Genomic DNA, 26874 nt, shown 5'->3' on the forward strand with positions numbered 1-26874 from the left:
ATACACCTCCGGATTTATTTGGGTATTTTTACATTCAATAAGATCATAACAAAAGTCGCGTATAAAAAATATCCTTTAGACAAATAAATAACACGAAAAAGAAAAAACCTATACGTCAATCATTAAAGGAGGCAATATTAATGTTCAATATGAAAAAGAGCACGATTGCTGCTTTGCTCCTTCCGCTGTTGTTCACAGCCGGATGCGGCATGGCAAACCAGGGGGCGGATAACAACCGGCGCAACCAGGACAATGCGCTTCAAAATGTAACAAACAGAGATAACGACCGCACGAATGTCAATGACGGCAGAAACGTCAACGACCAAATGAATGTGACAGACAACCGCAACCGGAACGATAATAATATGGAAGTGGCGGAAAAAGCCGCAGATAAAGTGGCGGAACTGAAAGAAGTCAGTAGTGCAAACGTCATTACGACAAACCGCAACGCTTATGTAGCGGTCGTTTTGAAAGGCAATCCGAAGGGCAACGTGACGAATGAGCTGAAAGGGAAAATCTCGAAAAAGGTTAAAGAAGCAGACAATAACATCAACAATGTGTTCGTTTCGGCAAACCCTGACTTTGTTGACCGGATGAGAAACTATGGCGACAGAATCCAAAATGGTGAACCGATCGAAGGGATTTTTGAAGAATTTGGTGAAACGATCAACAGAATTTTCCCGAATCAAAGATAATGAAAAGCCGCAATGAGCGGCTTTTTTTGTTGGCTGCTTTTCATACAGGCCACTTCCTGACCCTTTCCGCATAGTGTGTAGTACAGAGAAGCACATTGCGGATGGAGGGAAGACATGTGACGGGAGAGATGAAAGCAGCCTTTATTTTAATTATGGCGGGCACTCTATCCGCTTTGTTATTGGCCGTTTTTGTCGTGTTCAGCCAAAAGAGCCCTGAGGCGGCTGTTCTTTCGGGGAAAAAAGAAAAACTGAAAGAATCGCTGGAAATGGTTAAATATGAAAGTGTCAGCATTTATTACGCTGAAGAAGACAGGGCGATTCTGGAGCTGACAAAGGAGACGCTTCGGGATGCCGCTGACATGAATCGGGAACTGTTTGCCAGCCCTCTTCAAGACAGCGTTGATTTGATCTTTTTTTCAAACCGCGATGATATGGAGTCATTTTCAAAATTAAAGGATATCACCGGATTTTACTCAAATGATATGCGGATGATCGGACTTTTGCCCGAGGAGAGGAAGCATCTGAATAGCGGCGAGGGATTCGCCGTCTTCCTGTACAAACGGGTGCTGATACATGAGTATACCCACTATGCTTTTCACGTCAAGCTGAGAGAACTGAAAGCCGACCCGGCAGCTTACCCGCTCTGGTTTCACGAAGGAGTGGCGGAATGGGCTTCTGCTCATGACACTATAGAGATCCGGGCTTTGCCGTCAGCCGTTCCTTTGAGCGAGCTGAAGACCGACAGGCAATGGCAAAAAGCCCGCACTGGATATGAAACCGATATTTATTTGCAAAGTTATTATTTGATCGAAGAGCTCGCGGAGAAAAAAGGAAGGGGGGTCATCCTCGACATCATCGAGGAGACGGCTGATCGGGGAAGTTTTGAAGACGGATTTAAGGCCGCCGTCGGCCAGTCGTTATCCGGGTTTGAAAAAGAATTCAAGCGGAAATATGAAGCGAAAAAAACGGCACGGAAGGTTTCGTCCTTCCGTGCCGTTTTCATTATCAATGAATAGGTCTCTGCTGCCCGTTCGGAGGCATTTGCGGCTGACCTTGCACCGGAGCGAATGCTGAAGTCATCTTCTGCATGTCTTGCGGTGCAAGCTGAGGAACTTGATAGTATCCGTGTTTGTTCTGATAAAGGAAAATTTCATAAGACATTTCGATATAGTGAGGAATCTGGTCTGCGAGAACCCTTCTGCAGACAGGGTTTGTCACTTCTGGAGCCGCCATGGCCAATGCCGAACAATTGGTTTTCATCAAGCCGAGCATAAAGCTGCTGATACAGGCGTCATCAATCGCCTGCACGGATTGCTTCGGCTGTTTCGGCTGGGCGTCTTTTAACCCGTAGACAAATTGACGATCCTCTTTCATCATATATGTTGCCGTTTCCTGGCTCGGCTTTTGCCCTGTTCTGAAGCATTCTGTTGTGATGTTGTACTGAGACGAAATAAATCGGTGCTGCCTGTCCAAAATATTGAGCAGCTCCGGATCTTTAACATGCTCTCTGAACATCATATATTGCTCAAGAACGCCGATCATACCGGACAACACTTCATGCATGTCAAACACTTCGTGGCCCCCGTGATTCATATGCTGCATTCCTTCATTACCTTGATTGATTTGCATTTGCGGCTGGTTTTGCTGTTCCACTCTAACGTATCCTCCTTAAATGTAGTTCAACTATTATATTTCGTTTTTGCCGTCATGTTTATTCAAAAAAGGAATAATCGATAAACTGGATTTAAAGGGATTTTATTCTAACCGTCGAATAGTTTAGTTCAGAGAAAATATTATGGGGGTCTTATGTTCAAGACAATATATCATCCCATTGGTCGAAAGTGGAAGTGAGGTTATTTTGGCGTCAAACTGAAAAAAACTGAGGATCAGGAGAGGAAATTAAGACCGGTTTAGAGATCCCTCGTACCTTTGTAAACAAAGCACATATCTGCCGGGCGGTGATGAAATGTTCATGCATGCTTCCGGCAGTTAAGGAATTCGGTGAGTGGATGGATGTCTGATATCCGAAAAAACAAATGAACCGAAACAGGTCGGATTCAAATAAAAGCTGCCGGAAGAAAGAATAAAAGACGATGTCGGTCTTGTGTTCACGCACTTTGTTTAAATATGGACTGAAAAACAATCGATTTGCAATGCCCGGGTGGATATCGGCATGAAGAACTTTGGCATTTAAAGAAGGTGCCTGCAAACTTTTTTTGCCCCTGCGCGATCTGTAAAGGATTCTCCCTCCGTAAATGATTTCAGCTGCCAATCATCATGAAAATGCAAAAAAGGTGTTTTCCTTTTTGATTTTGCACTTAGAAAAGGAGGAGTTTTGTAATGCTGGGCTCAAGTGAGACGGTTGGAAAAATGTCAGGTTTATTTGGTAATGATTCTGTGTATCCGAAGGTGCAAACAGAAGTATATAAAAAAATCAATGAACTGAGTGGTTTTCATAGGCTGGATGATATTTATCTTTCCTTGATCGACCAGTATATGTTTCCTTGTCTGATCCTGAATGACCGGGGAGAAATTGTCGCGTCCTCAGAAAGTGCCGATCAATATTTGAAAAGTTCAAAAGGCAACATCCATCAAGCTTTTCCCGCGAGCTTATCCGTGCAGGTCAATGCCGCTTTACAGCGGGCAAAGAAAGAGAAAAAAGTGTCGTTTAAAAACGTTCCGATTTATTTAAGCGGAGAACTATCCTTTGTTCATTTAACATTAAAAAGTTTCTTCCGCCAGTATCACAAGCTTTATGTGCTGTTTATCGAAAAAGCAAAAGAAGAGGCAGCCCGCGCGCCGGTATCCGGCGGAGAAGACGGCCAGCTTCATCTCCAGCATCTGTACCGGACGGTAAAAGAGCTCGAAGCGTCCAATGACGCTTTGGTGTCTGCCAACCAAAAGCTTCAGGAGGAAAACAAAAAATTAACGGCGCTAAACAGGGCGTTTGAAAAGAAAATGAATGAGCTCAACACCCTTAAAAATGATCTGAATAATCTGCTGACGAGCACGAACATCGCCGCCGTTTTTTGGGATCAGGAATTGAAATTGAAATTATTTACGCCCGAAGCCGCCAACATGTTCGACCTGAAAAAGGAGGACCTTTCAAGGCCTGCCGATAAGCTGACAGAGAGGTTCAACTATAAGGAGTATGCCGATGACATAAAGCGCACGCTTTATGAAAACAAGACGGTCGTAAAAGAGTTCGAAATGCCAAACGGCGGCTGGTATACCGTGAAAATGATCCCTTATTATGCTTCGGGGAAAAAGGTTGAAGGCATTGTTGTCACGTTCACGAATGTCACTGAATTGAAAATGACGAACGAGGCGCTGCATATCAGCTCACAGGCTATTGATCAAAGTCCGGCCAACATATTGCTCACTTCGGTTGACGGTTCGGTCACTTATGCAAACAAACGCTTTTGCCGGATGCTCGAGAAACATCCGGATGATCTCATCGGCGGCGATGTATTTAACATTTACCGCAAGCATTTTCACTGTGATGATCTCAATCGCTTCTGGAAGCACGTCCTTGATAAGAAACCATGGTCAGGGGAGCTTAATTACCAGGATGGGGAGCAGCAGGACAGGTGGGAGCAAATCTCCCTTATCCCTGTGGAGGACAGCGCGGGGAACGTGCATCAGGTTATGCTGATATCCGAGGACATTACGAACCAAAAGCGATCTGAAAAAATGCTCATGAAATCGGAAATGCTGTCAGCGGTCGGGCAGCTCGCTGCCGGGATCGCTCATGAAATACGGAATCCCCTCACATCTCTGAAAGGGTTCCTCCAGTTGATGATCCAGTCTAAAAAATATCAAAAAGATTATGCGGAAGTGATGATGTCCGAATTCATCAGGCTTGAAGCGATTATCAACGAATTTCTCGTATTGGCCAAAACAAAATCGACTACATTTGATCCGGTTCAGGTCAACTCGATTGTTGAAGATGTCTGCATGGTATTGGAGTCGCAGGCCGTGCTGAACAATGTGCGAATCGAGAAACAGCTGAGCGGAGATCTCCCTGAGATTCTCGCTGTTTCAAATGAACTGAAACAGGTTTTCCTCAACATATTAAAAAATGCGATCGAGGCGATGGAGGATGCTGAAGGCTTTATTACAGTACGTTCCTACTATGAAAAAGACAGCGTATTCATCACCTTTGAAGATCAGGGAAAGGGCATCTCAAAAGAAGTGCTTGAAAAGCTTGGGGAGCCGTTTTATACAACGAAGGAAAAAGGAACCGGGCTCGGATTAATGGTTACATTTAAAATTATTGAAAATCACGGCGGAAGCATTCATTTTGAAAGCGAGGAAGGAAAAGGAACGACCGTAAAATTGAAGCTTCCGATTAAAGAATGAGAATGCGGTCATCCCTGTTCTCATTCTTTTTTGAAAATTTTACAAAAAAATCATATGTTCTTTATCATCATTAGATAAACTTGACAGGAAGCAAAAAACGGGAGGCGAATATATGGTCAATGTTCTAAAGTGTCGTTTTTTAGCTGGTTTGACGATCACGCTTATGATGATTGCGTCTTTTTTGACGCCGTTTGCGGACGTATCGCGCGCTTCGGAAACGATTACCGTAGAAGAAGCGATTAAGCACAACGAAGGGCATGCAGCTGTTGAAGGGTATGTCGTCGGGCACACTGTCTCGAGCGGCCATTATCGTTTCAGCGGAAATTTCGCCAACGATTATAACATCGCAATGGCTGATAAAAAAGAGGAAACATCGCCTGAGAACATACTCCCCGTGCAGATACCCGCATCTTTCAGAGACCAGTTCGGTTTAAAGACAAACCCTCATCTCATCGGAAAAAAACTCATCATCGAAGGCGAACGCTCTACATATTTTAATTCCCCCGGTTTGAAATCCGTTCAATCCATCACATTTTCCGGAGGCGATGCACCGCCTGCCAAGCCTGAGATCAAAACGATAGCTGAAGCGCGCAAGCTTTTAAATGAAACGGTCAAAATCACAGGAATCGTCACTGCGGATCAGGCGGCTGTCGGAGGAGGAAAGCTGTCCACATTTATTCAGGACGAAACGGCGGGCATCAATATCTATTCCGCTGCACAAGGCGATTTTCCGGAGCTGAAAGAGGGAATGTCCGTTTCGGTCACGGGGAAGATCACGACATACAAAGGATTGACAGAAATCGTTCCCGTACCGTCAGGCATTGAAGTAACCGGAGAAGGAGCGGTACTGCCCGACCCTGTTCCGCTGACCATTAAAGATGTGCTCGATCAGGGAACGGCAGTTAAATACGAAGGCCGGCTAGTGAAGATGAAAGGCTTTATTGAAACAAAGCCGGATGCGCCGGCAGGCGGCGGCTATAATATCACGATGATCGATGAAAACTATCATCCGCTCACACTAAGGGTGATGGAACAAACGAATGCCGCCGATTCGATAGAACAAGGACAATGGTACGAAATTACCGGCATATTAAGCCGTTATGATACGGTGCAGCTTCTGCCGAGAAAACAGGAAGATCTTCGAAAATTAGACGGCATCGCGCATCCTCCCCCCGCTGCTGAAGGGGAATACGAAAGCGTTGTCGAACGAGTTGTCGACGGGGATACGATCCACTTAAAAGAGCCGGTTCTCGGATCTACAAAAGTCCGCTATGTCAACATTGATACAGCCGAAACCTACCATAAGCCGAAAAATGAATTAGATGAAAACCAGCTGAAACACGGCAACAAAGCGAAGGAATATTTGCAGTCTATATTGGCTCCGGGAGACAAAGTCATCGTGAAAGTCGGCAAGGAAGCAAAAGACAGCTACGGCCGCCTGCTTGCCCAAGTCATCACTGAAGACGGCGTCAATACGAATTTGCAGCTTGTCCAAAAGGGGATGGCCGTCACCTATTTCATTTGGCCGGTTGGAAGTGATGAAGACTATCAATTGTTTCAAAGCGCCGTCAAAAAGGCGAAAGACGAGAAAATCGGCATTTGGAATCCCGCTGATCCGCTCCTCGAAATGCCGTTTGAATTTCGTGCCAGGGAGCAGGGCAAAGGGCTGACACGGCATGTCGGTGACTCTGCGGAAAAAACGTATGTCGCGCCTGAAAAGTGGCGAGAGATTCCGGTGGAAAGACGAATTTTCTTTGCGTCGGCTGAAGAAGCGGAAGCTGCAGGCTATTCGAAAAAAGAACAAAGCGGCAATATTCCACTGCGCATGTTAAGCATGAATGATCTGCACGGAAAGATCGATCAGCAATATGAGCTCGATCTAAACGGCGATGGCCGGACGGATGGAACATTCGGCAGGATGGATTATGCAGCAGCATTGATTAAAGAGAAAAAAGCCGAGCGGGAAAATACGCTGATCGTTCACGCAGGCGATATGATCGGCGGAAGCTCGCCGGTTTCTTCCCTGCTTCAGGACGAACCGACAGTTGAAGTCATGGAGGAAATCGGATTTGATATAGGGACCGTCGGGAACCACGAGTTTGATGAAGGGACCGAAGAGCTGCTGCGCATGTTGAACGGCGGCGAACACCCTGAAGGGAAAGGGACCAAAGGTTATGACGGACAGGATTTCCCGCTTGTCTGCGCCAATTGCAAGTTGAAAACAAGCGGGGACAGCTTTCTTCCTCCATATGAAATCATTGAAGTTGAAGGAGTGCCTGTCGCTTTTATCGGCGTCGTGACACAGGCGGCCGCCAATATGGTTATGCCCAAAGGAATTCGCTCAATTGAATTTACAGATGAAACAAAGGCCGTCAACCAGGCTGCAAAAGAACTGAAAGCGAAAGGGGTCCGGGCGATAGCGGTGCTCGCTCATATGACAGCTTCCCAGGACGGCGGAGTTGTGACCGGTGAATCAGCAGAGCTTGCTAAAAAAGCAGATCCTGAGATTGATGTCATCTTTGCCGGCCACAATCATGAAGTGGTCAACGGCCAAGTCAATGATATTTTAATCGTTCAAGCATACGAATACGGGAAGGCAATCGGTGTTGTCGACCTTGAAATCGATCGGGAAACGAAAGACATCGTTCAAAAGAAAGCGGAAATCGAATATGTGAATCAGGAAAAGCTCAAGCCGGATCCGGCGGTCGGTCAGATACTGGATAAATATGAGCGGATGGTTGCGCCGATCATCGGCGAGAAAGTCGGTGAGGCTGCACACGATATGGCAGGAGGCTATTCAAATGACGGAGACACCCCTCTCGGGAATCTGATTGCTGACGGGATGCGGAGCGCGATGAATTCAGATTTTGCATTAATGAACGGGGGCGGCATCCGTCAAGATTTAAAAAAAGGAACGATTACATGGGGAGACTTGTTCAATATCCAGCCCTTCGGCAATGTACTCGTCCGGCTTGAAATAAAAGGCAGGGATCTATACGATATTATAGACGCGCAAATATCCCCATCATACGGCCCGGATTACTCGATCAGCGGCTTTACCTACACGTGGGACCCGAAAACAAACAAAACCGCGGATATTTTTCTTGAGGACGGAACGCCGATTGATTTAGACCGGACATATACGCTGACAGTAAACAACTTTATGGCATCTGCTTCAGGCAGCAAGTATTTGCCGATTTCGCGGCTTGGAAAAAATCCGGTCACAGGGCCGGAAGATATCGAAGCCACAGTAAAGTTTGTCAAAAGCTTTAAAGAACCGATCGCTTATGCTGCCGAAGGACGAATCAAAAAATTAGCAGAAGATGATTCACGTCCGGGAGAAGAACCCGGAAGCGGAGCTGATCCTGATGCTGAAGAAAAGCCGGGAAGCGGAGGCGCTGATCCGAATGACGAAGAAAAACCGGCTGGAGATAAGGGCAATGGAGAAAAGCCCGGCAATGACAGCGGAGAAAAGCCGGTTCATGGCGATACCGGCGATGCGTCAAAGAGCGGTGCTGTTCCTGTTGCAGGCGTGACGATCGGTGAAGGGGCGGATGCGCCGGAGAAGAAGATGGACGGTCTGTCAAATGATGCGTTTCTGTCAGATACACGTGAAGAGCACAAGCTGCCCGATACGGCGGCTTCTTACGGCGGTTTTCTTTTGTACGGCTTCCTGACGTTTATGTTAGGAGCGATTCTTTATATGCGGAAAAGGGGTATTGCAAAACTATGAAAGTGAAGATGTTATCGTTTCTGCTGATGACGGCGGGGCTTGCCATTTTTGCATACGGCGGCTGGAAAATATTCGATATGAACAGACAGACCGATATTTCTTTAACTGAAGCAAAAGAAGCCATTGCATCGAGTCAATCTGTCCGTTCAGCAAAGCACCCCTCAGCGCCTGCATCGTTTAAGCCCGCCAACGGCGAAGCGGCAGGCATCCTCCATATTCCAAGACTGGGCGCTCAGCTTCCTATCGTTGAAGGAACAAGTCCCGATGATTTGGAAAAAGGCGTCGGTCATTATAAAGACAGCTATTATCCAAAACAAAACGGGCAAATTGTTCTTTCGGGGCACAGGGATACGGTTTTTCGCAGAACAGGAGAGCTGGAAATCGGAGATAAGCTGAAAATCGAGCTTCCATACGGAAGCTTCGAATATGAAATCACACACACGAAAATTGTTGATCAAGATGATACATCCATCATCACGCTGCAGCACGAAAAAGAAGAATTGCTGTTAACGACATGCTATCCGTTTTCTTATGTCGGAAATGCGCCTGAGCGCTATATTATGTATGCAAAACCGCTTTAAGGCTGTCCTTAATGGACAGGCCTCAGCGTGTCGGCAAACCCTCGCATTCGTTGTCAGGCCTGCTAAGTCGGTGCTCACGAATAGGAGAAGGATCGGCGGCTAACCGCCCAGGCGTCCTGCCTGAACGCCGCCGTCATCACATCCTGTGAAAGTCAGCTTCCGATGCTCGGCTTTCCTAGACTGCAAGGGTTTTCAATCACGCTGAAAGGATGACAAAATCCCAAAACAAAAAGTCGTTTTGGGATTTTGTCAACAATCTAAGGCTGTCCTTAATGGACAGCCTTTTTATGTTTAAACAATCGTGCCGAACAGTCGTCCGATTTCGTCTTTCAAGTCATCCGGAAGCGGTGCTGTGACAGTGACGCGTTCTTTTGTGATCGGATGGGTGACATTGATTTCGATCGCGTGAAGAGCCTGCCTCGGAAAAAGCCCCTCTGAACCGCCGTATAAAGTGTCGCCTGACAAAGGATGACCGATGCTCGCAAGGTGAACACGTATTTGGTGGGTTCGGCCTGTCTCCAGCCGCAGGCTGCATAGTGTAACATCGTGCCGGCTGTCATACCCTTTTGATTCAAAATGGGTGACGGCGGGCTGTCCGGAATTGGATACCCTTCTTCTGACGGGATGGTACCTGTCTCTGCCGATCGGCGCCGAAATGGATCCCGTTTTTTTTCTGAATTTCCCTTCCGCTACGGCTAGATATGTACGCGCCAGTTCTTTTATTTGCAGCTGTTCGTCTAAAAGGGCGTGGGCGAGGCGGTGCTTTGCAAAAACGACAGCGCCGCTCGTATCCTTGTCAAGACGGTGGACGTGCCGGACTTTCCGCTCCTCGCCGTTCATTTGAAAATAAAACGCCACAAGGTTGCTCAGCGTGCCGGTCTGGCCAGCTTCATTCGGATGTGTCGCCATTCCCGCCGGCTTATTGACAATGAGCATATGATCATCTTCAAACAGAACGGGAAGTTCCCCGTATTCAGGGACGATTCCGCTTTCTTCTTCCTCTCTGAGATCGATCATTACGCTGTCTCCGCTCTCAAGCTGAACGTTATGATCCACGGGTTTATGATTCACTTTAATTTTCTCATTTGCGATCCAGTATTGAATGACAGGCTTCGATGCTTTCGCTTCTCTTTTTAAATATGCAAATAAATGTTCGCCGTGATGCCGGCTGCCTGCACTGAAGATTAAGCCGTGATTTTTTTGGTTCATTTTTACTGCTCCTTTCTGTAAAAAGCGTTCAGTCATTAGGAAACACTTACCTTCACAGCCCATTGTTTATGTATGCTATTCTGTTTGAAGAGATTTGAACAAGGGATGAAGGGTGATCAATTTGCGAATTGTAAAGGCAGCAACTGAAGAACAAGAAATTTATATAGAAGAGCTTGTATCAGAGCTGTATCAAATATTTCCATTGTACTTGAATAAACAAAAAATAAAAGAACTCAAAAAGCAGGGCGTGCTTGAATTGAAAGAGGATGAATACAAAGGAACGCTCGATGAAGCGTTTCAGATTATGACAAGCCTGCAATTGATTCATGCCTTATTAACTAAGGCGAAGCGCCGGTGGGTGCTGAAAGACCGTGATTTGTTCGATAAAAACTGCCGCAAGCTGAATGACTGCGGTTTGTACTTCCCTCTGACATCTGCCGACTTTCATATCGTGAATACCGACAATAAAATGCTGATGTAAAGCCGGGTTTGTCTGAATTGAAAGAGCTTGTTCCGTTTTCGGAAAAGCTCTTCTTTTTATGAAAAGATGATATAAGAAATAAGCGGAAAACACAATGAAATGGTGCCAACTTCCTTTTTAGCATGTGCATGACCTGTACATACTAACAATCGAAAGGGGTGCAGTCTATTGACGACAATCAGTAATGCGATGTCTAGACAAGTGGCTACAATTTCTTCCAATCAAACGGTTCAAGAAGCGGCTGAGTTGATGAGCCGCCATAATATAGGGGCGATCCCGGTTGTAGATCAAGGCGTGTTAAAAGGAATGATCACAGACCGTGATATTACGCTCAGAACGACAGCGGAAGGCCAGGATGGACAGACACCTGTTTCAAACGTGATGACAACAAATGTTGTTTCAGGGAACCCGAACATGAGCCTTGAAGAAGCATCACAGATGATGGCTCAGAGTCAAATCCGCCGTCTGCCGATCGTCGAAAACAACCATTTAGTCGGGATTTTGGCGCTCGGGGATCTGGCGGTAAACGAAATGTCCAATGAATCTGCCGGACAGGCGCTTACGAACATTTCCACTCCGGCACGGACTCAGTAAGAACGGAAGAGCTTGCCTCTTACAGCAGGCTCTTCTTCATTTATACATACCGGTTTTTAGTGTCTTCTCTTTTCAAGGGGCGGCAAGAAGGATACAATGAATGGTGCAAACAGTCAAAAGGAGTTGGGCTAAAGCGCGATGGTTAAAGCAGTGATATTTGATTTTGACGGTCTTATTTTAGATACAGAAACGCACGAATATGAAGTGCTCCAGGAAATTTTTGAAGAGCACGGCTCAGAGCTGCCAATGTCGGTTTGGGGAAATGTCATCGGCACGGCCGCCGGATTCCAGCCGTTTTCTTATTTGGAGGAACAGCTGCAAAAAAAGCTGGACCATGAGCAATTGACGAAATTGAGGCAAGAGCGTTTTACGAAAAGAATGGAAAGCGAAAAAGCGCGTCCCGGTGTGGAAGCTTATTTGTCCGCGGCGAAAGAGCTCGGTTTAAAAATCGGCCTGGCGTCAAGCTCGGATTATAAATGGGTGTCTCAGCATTTGAAACAAATCGGCCTGTACGATGATTTCGAGTGCATCAGAACGGCCGATGATGTTGAGGAAGTCAAACCGAACCCGGAACTCTATTTAAAAGCGGCGGAATGTCTCGGTGTGAAGCCTGAAGAGTGCATTGCGTTCGAAGATTCTGTCAACGGATCAATCGCCGCGAAAAGAGCCGGAATGAAATGTGTCATTGTACCGAATAAAGTAACGAAAAGCCTGCTGTTCGAGCATTATGACCACCGTTTGGAATCAATGGCGGAAATGGAGCTGGAACAGCTGATCGAAAAAATTTCCGACCCATCATAAAGAAGGCAGAGGAGGAATGGGACGTGTCTGAAAAACTGGATCTTTCCCGCTTTGAAAAAAAGATTGTCATCCGCAATATTGAAGAAAAAGATATCGACAGCATCATCGGGCTTCAAGAGCTATGTTTTCCGGGAATGATCCCATGGAAACGGGAACATCTGGAAAGCCATTTGGAACACTTCCCGGAAGGCCAGTTTTGCGCAGAGCTTGACGGAGAAGTGATCGGTTCCTGTTCAAGCCTGTTGATCAACTTTGATGAATATGATGACAGACATACATGGCAGGATATTACAGACGACGGGTATATTACGAATCATAATCCCGACGGCTTAAACATGTACGGGATCGAGGTCATGGTTCATCCTGAATACAGACGGATGAAGATCGGCCACCGTCTCTATGAAGCGCGAAAAGATCTGGCAAGGCGCTTAAATTTAAAGAGCATTATCATCGGCGGCAGGATTCCGAACTATCATAAGTACGCTTCCGAGATGACGCCGAGGGAGTATGTCGAACAAGTCATCCACCACCAGATCTATGATCCGGTCCTTTCGTTTCAGCTGCTGAACGGATTTACGATGATGAGGATCAACCCGAACTATCTCCCGGATGACAGAGCATCAAGCAAATATGCGACATTGATGGAGTGGAATAATGTCGACTACTTGCCGCAGACGAAGCGCTATTACAAATCAGCTTTTCCGGTGAGAATCTGTGTGATTCAATATGAGATGAAGCAGATTCATTCCTTCGAGGAGTTTGCCAACCAAGTCGAATACTATGCAGACGTGGCTTCAGACGCGGGAGCGGATTTTGCCGTCTATCCCGAAATCTTTACGACGCAGCTGATGTCGTTTCTTGAAGAGCGCTCACCGAGCCTGGCCGTTCAGCGGATTACCGAATATACAGAAGACTATATCAGCCTGTTCACAGACCTTGCCGTTAAATACAATGTCAACATTATCGGCGGTTCCCACTTCGTTGAAGAAGAAGGGAAGATCTACAATATCGCTTACTTGTTCAGAAGAGACGGAACGATCGAAAAGCAATATAAGCTTCATATTACCCCGAATGAACGAAAATGGTGGGGCATCAGCAGGGGGGACGAAGTGCGCGTCTTTGACACAGACTGCGGCAAAATAGCGATCCAGATCTGCTATGACATCGAGTTCCCGGAGCTCGGCAGAATCGCAACCGAAAAAGGGGCCAAGATTATTTTCACCCCTTTCTGCACGGAAGACCGCCAAGGCTACTTGCGAGTCAGATACTGCGCTCAAGCAAGAGCGGTTGAAAATCAGGTGTACACGGTTATTTCCGGTACGGTCGGCAATCTGCCGCAAACCGAAAATATGGATATCCAATATGCGCAATCCGCGATTTTCGCTCCTTCAGATTTTGAATTTGCAAGGGACGGAATCGTCGGCGAATGCAATCCGAACATTGAAATGGTGGTCATCGGCGATGTCGACCTGGAAATTCTCAGAAGGCAGCGGCAGGACGGAACGGTCCGGCAGCTCAAGGACAGACGCCATGACATCTACCGGATTCATTATCAAAAATAGCAGATTCGTGTGCCGGCCGCTTTAGGCCGGCTTTTTCATGTTGACTTTTATCTTTATTTTTCATATATTGTAACTATTAAAAGGAGGTGGAAAAGATGAATCAAACTGGTAAGCGCATGACGGATATGCAAGCTCATCTGTATATTTGTCGCGCGATTTTTTCCGGGGAATGCGTATTACGGGATCAGTCTGCCCTTTTTTACACATTCAATTGGAAAAAATACCAGTGAGAGACATCTGCCCACAATCGGATTTTCTGATGCTGACGGCGGGGTGTAAGCTCTGCCGTCTTTTTTATGCTCGGTGTCTCTTTACGGAGTGCGGAGGAAAGATAGATGATAATATGCAGTTTGCAACATGTCGGGCAAACATACGGAGGACATACGATTTTCAGCGGGCTGTCATGGGACCTGCACCAAGGGGAGCGAATCGGTCTGATCGGACGAAACGGGGAAGGGAAAACGACGTTGTTGAAGCTGATCGGCGGCCAAGCGAAACCTGATGAAGGCCTTGTGACTTGGAAAAAAGGATTATCAACGGGGCTCTTGGAGCAAAATCCTGCATGGGACGGCAGGAAAACGGTAAAAGAGCTGCTCTATGACGTTTTTTCATCATTATGGGACACACAGCAGAAGCTTTCCCGGATTGAACGGCAATTGGCGGTTGAAAAGGACGCGGAAAAACTCAGTCTCCTTTTGGAAAAGTACGGGGCTATGCAAGATGAATTTCAGCGAAAAGGCGGCTACGGCATCAGTGCGCAAATCGAACGGGTGGCGCACGGCTTGAATATCGAGCGGCTACTCGATGCCGAGTGGCGGGAGTTAAGCGGAGGAGAACGGACGAAAGCGGGTCTTGCCAGGCTTCTCTTGGCAGCTCCGGATCTGCTTTTGCTGGATGAACCGACAAACCATTTGGATTTGACAGCGATCGAATGGCTGACATCTTTTTTAAAGCAGTATAAAGGCACAGCAGTCATTGTATCGCATGATCGCTATTTCCTGGATGAAGCGGTCACCTCAATTCTTGAAATCGACCAGGGAGAGCTTCACTTTTTCAAAGGCGGCTATACACATTATGCCGATGAACGGGAAGAGCGCCTCATGAGAGAATTTCATGACTATCAGGATCAGCAGAAGAAAATCAAAAAAATGAAGGAAACGATCAAGCGGCTGAAGGAATGGGCGAATCGCGCCAATCCTCCGAATGACGGCCTGCACCGGCGAGCAAAAAGCATGGAAAAAGCTTTGGAACGCATGGAGAAGGTGAAGAAACCCGTACTGGAACGCAAAAAGATCGATTTAGCTTTCAGCATGGATGAACGAAGCGGAAAAGATGTCGTCAAGCTTGAGGATGTCTGCAAAAGCTTTGGTGAGCGGGCGCTTTTTGACAATCTCAGTATGCATGTCCGTTTTCAGGAGCGCGCCGCCATCGTCGGGGAGAACGGCAGCGGCAAAACGACGCTGCTCAACATCATTAGCGGAAAGGAAACGCCGGACAGCGGTGACGTGCAGCTTGGCAGTAATTTATCGGCCGCATATCTGACGCAGCATGTCGGCGAAATGGAGGAAGAGCGTACGGTTTTAGCCGAATTCCGTGAACATGTTTCTGCATCAGAAGGCGAAGCCAGAATGATGCTTGCAAAGTTTTTGTTTTTCGGCCAATCCGTCTTTCAAAAAGTGAAAAATTTAAGCGGAGGCGAACGGATGCGGCTCCGCTTGGCCCAGCTCGTTCACCAAAACCATAATGTGCTGATCCTCGATGAGCCGACAAACCATTTGGACATCGAATCGAAGGAGATGCTTGAAGAAGCATTAAGCCAATTTCAAGGGACGATTATTGCGGTTTCGCACGACAGATACTTTCTTGACCGGCTTTTCAATGTCACCTGGTGGCTTGACGGCAGGAAACTCGTCAAGTATGAAGGGAACTATACATTCGCAAGAGAGAAGCGGCGGCAGGGTTGACACATTTTTATCACATTTGATAGGATATTGCTACAGTTATAGAAGGCAAAAGCAATGGAATGTATGCACGGACTGTATATATTCTCTTTCAATATCTTAATTCTGCTTGATTTTGTTGTATGGGTATGCATACAAGTTAGGCAGCATTCAAACGCCTGGTTGACACAGGTTATTTGAGTGCTGCCTTTTTTTATTGTCTTTCTGCCATAACTGTGAGAAAAGAAGAAATCATGGAGGGGTTTAGTATGGCTTTTCGAAAACCGGATGAAATAGCGGATGCGGCAATTGAAGCAGGAAAGAAAAAAGTACAGCTCCCACTGCCGTCTCTGCTTGTATTGGGGTTTTTAGGCGGCGCATTTATCGCGCTTGGGTACTTGCTTGATATCAGGGTAATCGCCGATCTGCCGAAAGAATGGGGAAGCCTGTCCAGCCTGATCGGAGCTGCCGTATTTCCTGTCGGTCTGATCCTTGTGGTGCTCGCTGGCGCTGAATTGATCACAGGGAATATGATGTCTGTTGCGATGGCTTTATTTTCAAGAAAAATATCACTGAAACAATTGGCGGTTAACTGGGGAATCGTTACGATGATGAACTTAATCGGCGCACTGTTTGTTGCTTACTTTTTCGGACATTTGGTTGGATTGACTGAAACAGGCCCTTATTTAGAAAAAACGATCGCCGTTGCACAAGGAAAACTAGATATGAGCTTCGGCAAGGTTCTCATTTCCGGAATCGGCTGTAACTGGCTTGTATGTCTTGCGGTATGGCTTTCTTTCGGCGCCCAAGACGGAGCAGGAAAAATTCTTGGCATCTGGTTCCCAATTATGGCTTTTGTCGCAATCGGATTTCAGCACGTTGTCGCCAACATGTTTGTAATTCCCGCAGCCATTTTTGCGGGCTCGTTCACATGGGGGCAGTTTATCGGAAACATCATTCCGGCTTTTATCGGCAATGTCATTGGCGGAGCCGTGTTTGTCGGTCTCATTTATTTTATTGGATACCACAAGAAAGACCGCTCCAGACAAGAAATAAAGCGGGTATCATAAACAAAGGACAAATCCACTCGATGAAACATACAAATGCCGTCCGTTTTTGGAAAAAGATGATGATGAAATGGGATTAGGCGGGTGTACTTACAAAGTAAGAAAAAAGCAACGGAGGCTGAACAACATGACAATGAGACAGCAATGTCAACCTGAATGTGATACATAAGGAAAAGCTCAAGGCTCATTCAGCCTGCGGAAGAGTTCGTGTCCTTCCTTAACCAATGCTTATCGCACCCATTAAAATCGGAATAGACGGACATCCGCAACTCCCCGCAGACAGTAGAGGCATTGGTTGTCTTCTTTTGTCTGCTGTTTTTATTTGCCCGCGCCGCGGAAAGGGGGGAGAGTGATATATGGAAGTTTCATGATGACAGTGAAAAAGGCAGTTACATTTACCCAAACCAGCAAGACCGAAAAGGCTGCCGGTCATATAAAAATCCTGAAACATGCCGATTGCTTGAGCACTGCCAAGATCAAAGAACCGCCAGAAAGTCATCACCCGGCATATATGGGAGGCCCACAAAATCGTTTGTCTGTTTCAGGGAAAACGAAATGTGAGTGAACAAGTTCCCTCACAGCCGCATCCCAGAACATGAAGAAGATTGCCGCACACCTAGCCAAGCAGGGCCGGGTATACGGGAGCTCTTTTTCTGCAAATGGGCTGGAAACCCCGTTGAAAACAAACGGAATTTTCTATATGATTGATAGTATTAATGAGAACGGTTATACATAAAAAGAAGGTGCATCATGGAGTTTGTGCTTGTTTTACTGCCGGTTTTCGGAATATTTGCGATCGGGTTCATCGGACAAAAGCTGCTTCATTTTGATATTCAGAACCTATCTAAAATGTCCCTGTATTTAATGTCTCCGTTTTTAGCATTTGATACGTTTTATGAGAACAAGCTGACGATGGATTATCTCTATATGTCTGTCTATTGTCTCGGCCTCTGTTTCACTTTGATTCTATTTGTCTACCTCATTTCATATGTTCACGGGTATTCCAATCAGGAGCGGTGCGCTCTCGTTTTATCATCCGCTTTCATGAATAACGGAAACTACGGCACTCCCGTCGTCCTGCTTGTCTACGGCACGGCCGGGCTTGATATCGCCGTTGTGCTGATGGTGCTTCAGCAGCTTGTCATGAGCACGATCGGCATATATTACGCAGCGAAAGGAAGCCCTGAAGCGGGCGGATTTAAAATCGTGATGACAAGGGTTATCCGGATGCCGGTCGCATATGGTGCGCTGCTCGGCATATGCTTTCAGCTGGGGCATATTTCGATTCCCGAACAGTTAATGACGGGAATTAAATTGGTGGGGGATGCCGCGATTCCGACGATCATGATTATTCTTGGCATGCAGCTTGCGGTGATCTCCTTTCAACATATCGAATACCGGAAAATTTCTTACTCGCTCTTGCTGAAATTATTCGTGTCTCCGCTCATTGCCTTGGGGTTTGCGCTGATTCTTCCCGTCGACGGGCTGGTCAAACAGATCATGGTGTTGGCGGCGGCCATGCCGACGGCGGCGAATACAACTTTGATGGCGGTGCAGTTTGAAACAAAGCCGGAAATCGTTTCAAGCGCGACTTTTATCAGTACAATGCTCAGCATCGTCACCCTTCCGGTCGTGCTGTGGCTGCTTTCCTTATGGGGCTGACCTGAATCTTTCAGGCTGCCTTTTTTTCCGGCGAAAACAAAAAGGCAGCTTGAAACGGCGGCTGATGACATGGCAAGCCGTCGTTCCCCCCCCAGAGTTTACCCGCCTATTTGCAAAGCGATATTTCCAAACTGCTTCCCGTCTTTCATCCGTTTAAAGGCTGCAACCGCTTCTGATAAAGGAAACACTTGATCAAGCACTGGCTTAAGCGAATGGTCTTCGATAAAATCAATCATTTGCCGAAATTCTTCGAGGCTGCCCATCGAAGTGCCGATGATGCTGATTTGCGGGAAAAAGAGCGAGCGCAGCGGAAGCTGGATGCTGTCTCCCGAGCTGGCGCCGAAATTGATGATCCTTCCGTTCGGCTTGATGACATCGAAATAATTCGCAAAAGTTGCCGGGCCGATGCTGTCGAGGATCAAATCAACCCGTTCCCCGCCCAAGCTTTCTTTCCACAGGCCGCGGCTTTCAATTGCGAGGTCCGCCCCATAGCGGAGCGCTTCTTTTCTTTTTTCTTCGCTTCGGGAGGTTACAGTCACCTGCGCGCCCGCTGCCTTTGCCATGAGCACTGCATTTGTGGCGACGCCTCCGCCGACTCCCGGTATTAAGATATGTTCGCCTTTTTTTAAATGGCCTTTTGTAAATAAAGCCCTGTAAGCGGTCAGAGCGGATAAAGGCAGGACGCCTGCTTCCTCCCAGGAAAGGTGCGCCGGTTTTTTCAACACGTGCTTCGCCGGGACGATGACATGTTCTGCAAAGGTTCCGTCAGATGGGCCGCCGAGAATGTCAGGTACTTGCGGAACAGAATCCGTATATTCCCAGCCGATGCTCGGATTGATGATCACCTCTGTATGAACGGCGAGGCCCTGAACACCTTCGCCTGTCTCTTCGATCGTGCCTGCTCCGTCGGAGCCGGGTATAAACGGGGCATCACCCGCCTCCCTAGATTGAAAGAGGAACAAGTCACGGTGGTTCAGCCCGGCCGCTTTCAGTCTGATTTTGACTTCACCCGGACCGGGCGTTTTGTCGGAAACATCTGTATATTTCAGTCCTGAAAGGCCCTTGATTCCTTCATGGATGATTGCTTTCATAAAAAATTCCCTCCATTCGAGTTGGTTGTGTTAAATTATGGACATGAATGAAGGTAAATGTAAAATGATTTGCCCGGGGACCGCGAACGGCTTCTGCTTATAAAGGATTGCATTGAGGCGGAAATTCCATTAGTGTAATACAGAAGCAAGATAGCAAGTGAAGGAGATGGAACATGAGTTTTCACGATCAAAAGATTTTACCTGCGGTACGTAATATGAAGCAGTTTGATACATTCCTGGACAGCCCATTTTCATACGGGGTTCTGCTTGACATCCACCTTGGACAGCTGGGGGGTGTCATCAGCGCGGCCAGATCCCATGGGAAAAAAATGTTTGTGCACGTCGATTTGATCCAAGGAATTAAGCATGATGAATACGGTGCGGAATTCATTTGCCAGGAAATGAAGCCGGCGGGGATTCTTTCTACAAGATCAAGCGTTATTGCCAAAGCAAAGCAGAAGAAAGTGTATGCGATCCAGCGCATGTTTTTAATAGACACAAGCGCCATGAAGAAGAGTATTGAATTGGTGAAAAAGCACAGACCCGACTATATAGAAGTGCTTCCCGGAGTGGTGCCGGAATTGATCAAGGAAGTCAAAGAAAAAACCGGTATTCCGATCTTTGCGGGCGGGTTTATCCGTACTGAAAAAGACGTCGAGCAGGCGCTTGCAGCAGGGGCGTCCGCAGTCACCACCTCAGACACTGATTTATGGAAAAAATACTGGAAGTAAAAATTTAAAATGTGAAAAATTATTGACAACGCTTTCACTATACGATACGATTTTACTAAGTTAATACATTGTGACGGAGACCCGGAGACCACAGCAGTTCTTTACTCAATGATGTAAAGAAAGTTTGCTGTGTTTTTTTATGGTCTTATAGACACAGTGGAAAAGGTGAGCCCATGGTGTTCATCTTTAAAATAACACTTCATAATAGATTTTAGGAGGGATAGCCTTGACAGCATTTTGGGGGGAAGTTATCGGAACGATGCTGCTCATCGTCTTTGGAGCTGGAGTTTGTGCAGGAGTTAATTTGAAAAAATCGCTGTCCCATCAATCCGGATGGATTGTGATCGTCTTCGGCTGGGGGCTCGGCGTGGCCATGGCGGTATATGCCGTCGGCGGCATCAGCGGAGCGCATTTAAATCCCGCCGTGACATTGGGGCTGGCATTTGTCGGAGATTTTCCTTGGGAAGAAGTGCCTTCCTATATTTTAGGACAGATGATCGGCGCATTTTTAGGAGCGGTGCTCGTTTTTCTTCACTACTTGCCGCACTGGAAAGAAACCGAAGATCAAGGCGCGAAGCTGGGAGTATTTTCGACAGGCCCGGCGATTCCAAATACATTTGCAAACCTGTTCAGTGAAACATTGGGGACTTTTGTTCTCGTTCTCGGACTTTTAGCGATCGGTGCAAACAAGTTTACTGACGGACTGAATCCGCTCGTTGTCGGATTTCTGATCGTGGCGATCGGGCTCTCGCTCGGCGGAACAACAGGATATGCGATTAACCCTGCCCGCGATTTGGGGCCGAGAATCGCCCACTTTGTCCTTCCGATTGCAGGCAAAGGGAGTTCAAATTGGAAGTACGCGTGGATTCCTGTTTTAGGACCGGCGCTCGGCGGTTCATTTGCAGGCGTTTTTTACAATGCCGCATTCAAAGGACACATCACCAACACATTTTGGATTGTAAGCGTTATATTAGTTGTGATATTGTTAGGTTTCTATATTCATATGAAAAAACAATCGGTTGATCAATCGGTCAACATTTAAAAAAACGCAATCTTAACAGACATATAAGGGGGAGTTTTAAAAAATGGAAAAATACATTTTGTCTCTTGATCAAGGCACCACTAGCACAAGGGCGATTGTTTTCAACAAAGCAGGCGAAATCGTCCATATTGCGCAAAAAGAATTTCAGCAATATTTTCCAAACCCCGGCTGGGTTGAACATAATGCAAATGAAATCTGGGGCTCCGTTCTGTCGGTGATCGCTTCTGCGCTTTCAGAATCGGGGATCGAAGCCGGACAAATTGCCGGAATCGGGATCACCAACCAGCGGGAAACGACCGTTGTTTGGGATAAACATACCGGTAAACCGGTCTACAATGCGATTGTGTGGCAGTCCCGCCAATCGGCGGAAATATGTCAGGAATTGAGAGATAACGGCTATGAAGAGACGATCAGAGAGAAAACAGGACTTTTAATCGATCCTTATTTCTCAGGCACGAAGGTGAAATGGATTTTGGATCATGTGGAAGGGGCAAGGGAGAAAGCGGAAAACGGCGACCTTCTCTTCGGTACGATCGATTCTTGGCTGATCTGGAAAATGTCCGGCGGAAAAGCGCATGTGACAGATTATTCAAATGCCTCAAGAACATTGATGTTCAACATCTATGACCTCAAATGGGATGAGGAACTTCTCGATATTCTCGACGTGCCGAAATCGATGCTTCCGGAAGTCAAGCCTTCATCGCATGTATACGCTGAAACGGTCGATTATCATTTCTTCGGCAAAAACATTCCGATTGCAGGTGCAGCCGGCGACCAGCAGGCAGCATTGTTCGGGCAGGCTTGCTTTGAAGAGGGAATGGTTAAGAACACGTATGGAACAGGCTGCTTTATGCTGATGAACACCGGCGAAAAAGCGATCAAATCAGAGCACGGCCTGCTGACGACAATCGCCTGGGGCATCGACGGAAAGGTGGAATATGCGCTGGAAGGCAGCGTCTTCGTCGCAGGTTCCGCTATTCAATGGCTCCGTGATGGGCTGAGAATGTTTAAAGACGCCAAAGAAAGTGAAAAATACGCTGTAAGAGCAGAATCTGCCGATGGTGTTTATGTGGTTCCTGCATTTGTAGGTTTAGGCACGCCTTATTGGGACAGCGATGTCCGCGGCGCTGTATTCGGACTGACCCGGGGTACGACGAAAGAGCATTTTGTTAGAGCAACGCTTGAAGCACTTGCCTATCAAACGAAAGACGTGCTTGACGCAATGATGGAAGACTCCGGGATCTCGGTGAAAACGCTGAGAGTCGACGGCGGAGCTGTCAAAAACAACTTCCTGATGGATTTTCAGGGCGACATTTTGGATGTCCCTGTAGAACGTCCTGAAATCAACGAAACAACCGCGCTCGGTTCAGCCTATTTAGCGGGTCTTGCTGTCGGCTTCTGGAGTGATCGTTCCGAGATCAAAGACCAGTGGCAGCTTGACAAACGTTTTGAACCGAAAATGGAAGAAAAAGAGCGCGAGAGTCTGTACAGCGGGTGGAAGAAAGCTGTAAATGCAGCTAGGGCTTTTAAATAAGCCGCATGTATGTTACAATCTAATTAAGTTAATAGAAACGGTTGGAGAAGAGGAGAGACCGCAGGCACCAAAGCAGAATCAGCGCTTTGGATGTTTGTGGTCTCTTTTTCTATTTTTTTACCGTGACAACAAGGGAGGACATGAACATGGAATCATTATTTTCAAGTCGTAAACGGGACGATATTTTACAGAATATGACGAAGCAGAAGTATGACGTGTTTATTATCGGCGGAGGGATTACAGGTGCAGGGACGGCATTGGACGCCGCATCGCGCGGAATGAAAACGGCGCTTTGCGAAATGCAGGACTTTGCGGCCGGAACGTCAAGTCGCTCCACGAAACTCGTACACGGCGGACTTCGCTATTTAAAGCAATTTGAAGTGAAAATGGTAGCTGAAGTCGGCAAAGAGCGGGCGATCGTCTATGAAAACGGACCGCATGTGACAACGCCCGAATGGATGCTGCTTCCGATGCATAAGGGAGGTACTTTTGGCAAATTCAGCACGTCAATCGGACTGAGGGTGTACGACTTTTTAGCAGGCGTCAAAAAAGCTGAGCGGAGGAGCATGCTGAATGCCGAGGAAACGCTTCAAAAAGAGCCGCTCGTGAAAAAGAACGGCCTGAAAGGCGGCGGCTATTATGTCGAATACCGGACGGATGATGCCAGGCTGACGATCGAAGTCATGAAAGAAGCGGTTAAATTCGGAGCCGAGGCCGTCAATTATGCGAAAGTAAGCGATTTTATTTATGAAAACGGCAAGGTCACCGGCGTGGTTATTGAAGACGTCTTCACGAAAAAAACATATCGCGTCCACGCGAAAAAAATCGTCAATGCTGCAGGTCCGTGGGTTGACCGTCTGCGGGAAAAAGACCATTCAAAAGAAGGCAAACACCTTCAGCATACAAAAGGCGTGCATCTTGTTTTTGATCAATCGGTCTTTCCTTTAAAACAAGCCGTTTATTTTGATACGCCTGACGGCCGCATGGTGTTCGCGATTCCGAGAGACGGTAAGGCATATGTCGGCACAACGGACACCGTCTACAACGAGGATTTGGAACATCCTCGAATGACGACTGCAGACAGGGATTATGTCATTAATGCCATCAACTATATGTTCCCTGAACTGGGAATCAAGTCCGAAGATGTCGAATCAAGCTGGGCGGGGCTCAGACCGCTGATTCATGAAGAAGGAAAAGACCCGTCCGAGATTTCCCGGAAAGATGAGATCTGGACTTCTGAATCCGGACTGATCACGATTGCCGGCGGAAAGCTGACCGGCTACAGAAAAATGGCTGAGCATATTGTTGATCTTGTCAGAGACCGATTAAAAGAAGAGGGCGGCAGAGACTTCGGTCCTTGCAGAACAAAAACGATGCCGATCTCAGGCGGCCATATCGGCGGCTCCAAAAATCTGGAGGATTTTATTCAAGCGAAAGCAGCCGAAGGAATCGAGGCTGGACTGTCCGAAGAGACGGCCAGACAGATCGCCGCACGATACGGTTCGAACGCAGACCGCCTGTTTGATCGTGTTCCATCCCTAAAAGATGAAGCAGCAGAACGCCGCATTCCTGTCCATGTACTGGCAGAAATGGATTACGGGATCGAGGAAGAAATGGCTGCCGTCCCGGCAGACTTCTTCGTACGCAGAACGGGTGCGCTGTTCTTTGACATCAATTGGGTCCGCACTTACAAAGACAGCCTTACGGACTACATGAGCGAGAGGCTGAACTGGGATGGCGAAACGAAGGCCCGGCATGTCCAGGCCTTGGAAGGACTTCTTCACGACGCTGTTGTCCCGCTGGAAAGCAGATGATGTATCGGGTCAAATGACCTTGATGAAATTTCGTTGAAAATCAATCGAATGGCCTAACGTGAGGCTGTCTTGATCAGGCAGCCTCATTTTTTTTGTTCGGCATGCTAAATTTGGACAAAGCGGCTGTTTGTCGATATGATAAAAGAAAAGCTGCAATTATTTAGCTGGAATATTGGAGGTAATCATGAGCTGGAGAACGAGCTATGAACGCTGGAAAAACAAAGAAAACTTAGATTCCGAATTAAAATCGCTTCTTCTGGAAGCTGAAGGAAATGAAAAAGAACTAGAGGATTGCTTTTATAAAAAACTTGAGTTTGGTACAGCCGGCATGCGCGGAGAGATCGGACCCGGTCCGAACCGCATGAACGTTTATACGGTTCGCAAAGCATCGGCGGGCCTTGCCGCATACATAGGAGCGAACGGCGAAGAAGCAAAGAAGCGCGGCGTTGTGATCGCATACGATTCCCGCCACAAATCGCCTGAATTCGCAATGGAAGCTGCTAAAACGCTCTCAGAAAACGGCGTTCAAACGTACGTGTTTGACGAACTGCGCCCGACACCTGAACTTTCCTTTGCGGTAAGAGAACTGAATGCGTTTGCAGGTATTGTCATCACGGCGAGCCATAACCCGCCTGAATACAACGGCTATAAAGTCTACGGAGAAGACGGCGCGCAGCTTCCGCCTGCTGATGCCGACAAACTCATCGGCTATGTCAATGCGATTGAAAACGAACTGGAGATCGAAGCTGGCGATGAATCTGCTTTAACCGAAAAAGGGCTGATCAAAATAATCGGCGAGGAAATCGATCAAGCGTATCTCGATAAACTGACATCGATTTCTGTCAACCCTGATCTGGCGAAGGAAACTGAAGTCAAAGTCATTTTCACCCCGCTGCACGGCACGGCAAACAAATCCGTGAGACGCGGCTTGAAAGCTCTCGGATATGAACATGTCACAGTCGTCCCGGAACAGGAGCTGCCTGACCCTGACTTTCCGACCGTGTCTTCTCCTAATCCGGAAGAGCACGCCGCTTTTGAATATGCGATCAGGCTTGGTGAAGAAAAAGGAGCCGATATTCTGATCGGAACGGATCCCGACGCGGACCGCCTCGGCGTCGCTGTAAAGGATCAAGAAGGCCGTTACGCGGTGCTGACAGGAAATCAAACCGGCGCGCTGCTTTTGCATTATCTGCTATCGCAAAAACAGCAGAAAGGCACGCTGCCTGATAATGGAGTCGTTCTGAAAACGATTGTGACGAGCGAAATGGGGCGCGACATCGCCGCTTCTTTCGGACTGGACACGATCGACACGCTGACCGGCTTTAAATTCATCGGAGAAAAAATCAAACAATTTGAAGCATCGGGCGAATACGCTTTCCAATTCGGTTATGAGGAAAGCTACGGCTACTTGATCGGCGACTTCGCAAGGGACAAGGATGCCGTCCAGGCCGCATTGCTTGCGGTTGAGGTATGCGCCTTCTATAAAAAGCAGGGAAAATCGCTGTATGACGGGCTCCTCGAATTGTATAAATCGTTCGGCTTCTATAGAGAAGGCTTGAAGTCCCTGACCTTAAAAGGAAAAGAGGGAGCGGAGCAAATCGCAGCCATCCTCAGCACATTCAGAGAACAGCCGCCTCTTTCCATCGCCGGAAAAGACGTTGTATCAGCAGAAGACTATTTGACAGGAAAGCGGACGCTGCTGAAGGAAAACAAAACAGAAACGATCGATCTGCCGACATCCAATGTTTTGAAATATTTCCTTGCAGACGGCTCATGGTTCTGCCTCCGTCCATCAGGAACAGAGCCTAAAGTGAAATTTTATTTCGCAGTTAAAGGCCGAACCAATGAAGACAGTGAAGCACTTCTCCATCAATTGACAGATGAAGTGATGAAAAAAATCGATGATATTGTAAAATCAACTTCAAATTGATAATCGCTGAAAACCCGCCTTGCTACACGGCGGGTTTTCAATTTT

General features: G+C 47.1%; 21 protein-coding genes. 18 read left to right on the forward strand and 3 right to left on the reverse strand.

Annotated features, from left to right (window positions below):
- Window positions 1-140 precede the first annotated feature (140 nt).
- Window positions 141-695: a YhcN/YlaJ family sporulation lipoprotein gene (locus QMZ64_RS18505; RefSeq protein ID WP_265627501.1), complete on the forward strand. Its 555-nt coding sequence runs from the start codon at window positions 141-143 to the stop codon at window positions 693-695.
- 116 nt (window positions 696-811) lie between these two features.
- Window positions 812-1711, forward strand: coding sequence for a hypothetical protein (locus QMZ64_RS18510; RefSeq protein ID WP_243939280.1), 900 nt, complete (start codon window positions 812-814; stop codon window positions 1709-1711).
- Here QMZ64_RS18510 and QMZ64_RS18515 read toward each other — a convergent pair.
- The gene (locus tag QMZ64_RS18515) at window positions 1701-2348 is read right to left on the reverse strand and encodes a spore coat protein (RefSeq protein WP_265627500.1); all 648 of its coding nucleotides are present in this window, start codon (window positions 2346-2348) and stop codon (window positions 1701-1703) included. The two genes, QMZ64_RS18510 and QMZ64_RS18515, sit on opposite strands and share 11 nt — an antisense overlap.
- A gap of 687 nt (window positions 2349-3035) precedes the next feature.
- Between QMZ64_RS18515 and QMZ64_RS18520 the strand changes: the two genes are divergently transcribed.
- From QMZ64_RS18520 to QMZ64_RS18530, 3 genes are all read left to right on the forward strand, one after another.
- Entirely contained in the window at window positions 3036-5057 is a 2022-nt protein-coding gene (locus tag QMZ64_RS18520) for an ATP-binding protein (RefSeq protein WP_301441512.1), read from the forward strand.
- A gap of 112 nt (window positions 5058-5169) precedes the next feature.
- Window positions 5170-8790: a 5'-nucleotidase C-terminal domain-containing protein gene (locus QMZ64_RS18525; protein ID WP_301441513.1), complete on the forward strand. Its 3621-nt coding sequence runs from the start codon at window positions 5170-5172 to the stop codon at window positions 8788-8790.
- Window positions 8787-9371 carry a class D sortase gene (locus tag QMZ64_RS18530; RefSeq protein ID WP_020450696.1) on the forward strand — a complete coding sequence of 195 codons (585 nt, stop codon included), beginning with the start codon at window positions 8787-8789 and terminating at the stop codon, window positions 9369-9371. Before QMZ64_RS18525 ends, QMZ64_RS18530 begins: the two co-directional genes overlap by 4 nt.
- Before the next feature lie 291 nt (window positions 9372-9662).
- Here the strand turns inward: QMZ64_RS18530 and QMZ64_RS18535 are convergent, their stop codons facing one another.
- Window positions 9663-10580, reverse strand: coding sequence for an RluA family pseudouridine synthase (locus QMZ64_RS18535; RefSeq protein ID WP_243939283.1), 918 nt, complete (start codon window positions 10578-10580; stop codon window positions 9663-9665).
- 112 nt (window positions 10581-10692) lie between these two features.
- Between QMZ64_RS18535 and QMZ64_RS18540 the strand changes: the two genes are divergently transcribed.
- From QMZ64_RS18540 to QMZ64_RS18575, 8 genes are all read left to right on the forward strand, one after another.
- Window positions 10693-11061, forward strand: coding sequence for a YhcU family protein (locus tag QMZ64_RS18540; protein ID WP_020450698.1), 369 nt, complete (start codon window positions 10693-10695; stop codon window positions 11059-11061).
- 189 nt (window positions 11062-11250) lie between these two features.
- Entirely contained in the window at window positions 11251-11655 is a 405-nt protein-coding gene (locus tag QMZ64_RS18545; RefSeq protein ID WP_373368040.1) for a CBS domain-containing protein, read from the forward strand.
- A 138-nt stretch (window positions 11656-11793) separates the two neighbouring features.
- Window positions 11794-12456, forward strand: a complete 663-nt coding sequence (locus QMZ64_RS18550; protein WP_265627498.1) for an HAD family hydrolase — start codon at window positions 11794-11796, stop codon at window positions 12454-12456.
- Window positions 12457-12479: 23 nt separating this feature from the next.
- A complete protein-coding gene (locus tag QMZ64_RS18555; protein ID WP_020450701.1) occupies window positions 12480-14018 on the forward strand; it encodes a bifunctional GNAT family N-acetyltransferase/carbon-nitrogen hydrolase family protein in 1539 nt (512 codons plus the stop codon).
- Window positions 14019-14353: 335 nt separating this feature from the next.
- Window positions 14354-15982 carry a ribosomal protection-like ABC-F family protein gene (abc-f, locus tag QMZ64_RS18560; RefSeq protein WP_265627497.1) on the forward strand — a complete coding sequence of 543 codons (1629 nt, stop codon included), beginning with the start codon at window positions 14354-14356 and terminating at the stop codon, window positions 15980-15982.
- A 245-nt stretch (window positions 15983-16227) separates the two neighbouring features.
- Window positions 16228-17028, forward strand: coding sequence for a formate/nitrite transporter family protein (locus QMZ64_RS18565; RefSeq protein WP_243939289.1), 801 nt, complete (start codon window positions 16228-16230; stop codon window positions 17026-17028).
- A 364-nt stretch (window positions 17029-17392) separates the two neighbouring features.
- Window positions 17393-17590, forward strand: coding sequence for a hypothetical protein (locus tag QMZ64_RS18570; RefSeq protein ID WP_301441514.1), 198 nt, complete (start codon window positions 17393-17395; stop codon window positions 17588-17590).
- Window positions 17591-17775: 185 nt separating this feature from the next.
- Entirely contained in the window at window positions 17776-18687 is a 912-nt protein-coding gene (locus QMZ64_RS18575; RefSeq protein ID WP_165426496.1) for an AEC family transporter, read from the forward strand.
- Window positions 18688-18785: 98 nt separating this feature from the next.
- Here QMZ64_RS18575 and QMZ64_RS18580 read toward each other — a convergent pair whose 3' ends face one another.
- On the reverse strand, window positions 18786-19778 hold the full coding sequence (locus QMZ64_RS18580; protein WP_265627495.1) for a quinone oxidoreductase family protein: 993 nt from the start codon (window positions 19776-19778) through the stop codon (window positions 18786-18788).
- A 173-nt stretch (window positions 19779-19951) separates the two neighbouring features.
- On the opposite strand from QMZ64_RS18580, the gene QMZ64_RS18585 reads away from it, so the two are divergent.
- The 5 genes from QMZ64_RS18585 to QMZ64_RS18605 all read left to right on the forward strand — a co-directional run bounded on the left by QMZ64_RS18585 (window position 19952) and on the right by QMZ64_RS18605 (window position 26829).
- Window positions 19952-20509: a glycerol-3-phosphate responsive antiterminator gene (locus tag QMZ64_RS18585; RefSeq protein ID WP_020450708.1), complete on the forward strand. Its 558-nt coding sequence runs from the start codon at window positions 19952-19954 to the stop codon at window positions 20507-20509.
- 226 nt (window positions 20510-20735) lie between these two features.
- Complete coding sequence (locus tag QMZ64_RS18590) at window positions 20736-21551, forward strand: MIP/aquaporin family protein (RefSeq protein ID WP_059230666.1); 816 nt, start codon at window positions 20736-20738, stop codon at window positions 21549-21551.
- Between the two features lie 43 nt (window positions 21552-21594).
- On the forward strand, window positions 21595-23085 hold the full coding sequence (glpK, locus tag QMZ64_RS18595; RefSeq protein ID WP_265627494.1) for a glycerol kinase GlpK: 1491 nt from the start codon (window positions 21595-21597) through the stop codon (window positions 23083-23085).
- Between the two features lie 146 nt (window positions 23086-23231).
- A complete protein-coding gene (glpD, locus tag QMZ64_RS18600) occupies window positions 23232-24899 on the forward strand; it encodes a glycerol-3-phosphate dehydrogenase (RefSeq protein WP_265627493.1) in 1668 nt (555 codons plus the stop codon).
- A 184-nt stretch (window positions 24900-25083) separates the two neighbouring features.
- Complete coding sequence (locus QMZ64_RS18605) at window positions 25084-26829, forward strand: phospho-sugar mutase (RefSeq protein WP_265627492.1); 1746 nt, start codon at window positions 25084-25086, stop codon at window positions 26827-26829.
- The last annotated feature ends 45 nt before the right edge of the window (window positions 26830-26874 follow it).

It is taken from the genome of Bacillus sp. LB7 (assembly GCF_030449715.1).
In the GTDB taxonomy this organism is placed as follows: Bacteria; Bacillota; Bacilli; order Bacillales; family Bacillaceae; genus Bacillus; species Bacillus paralicheniformis.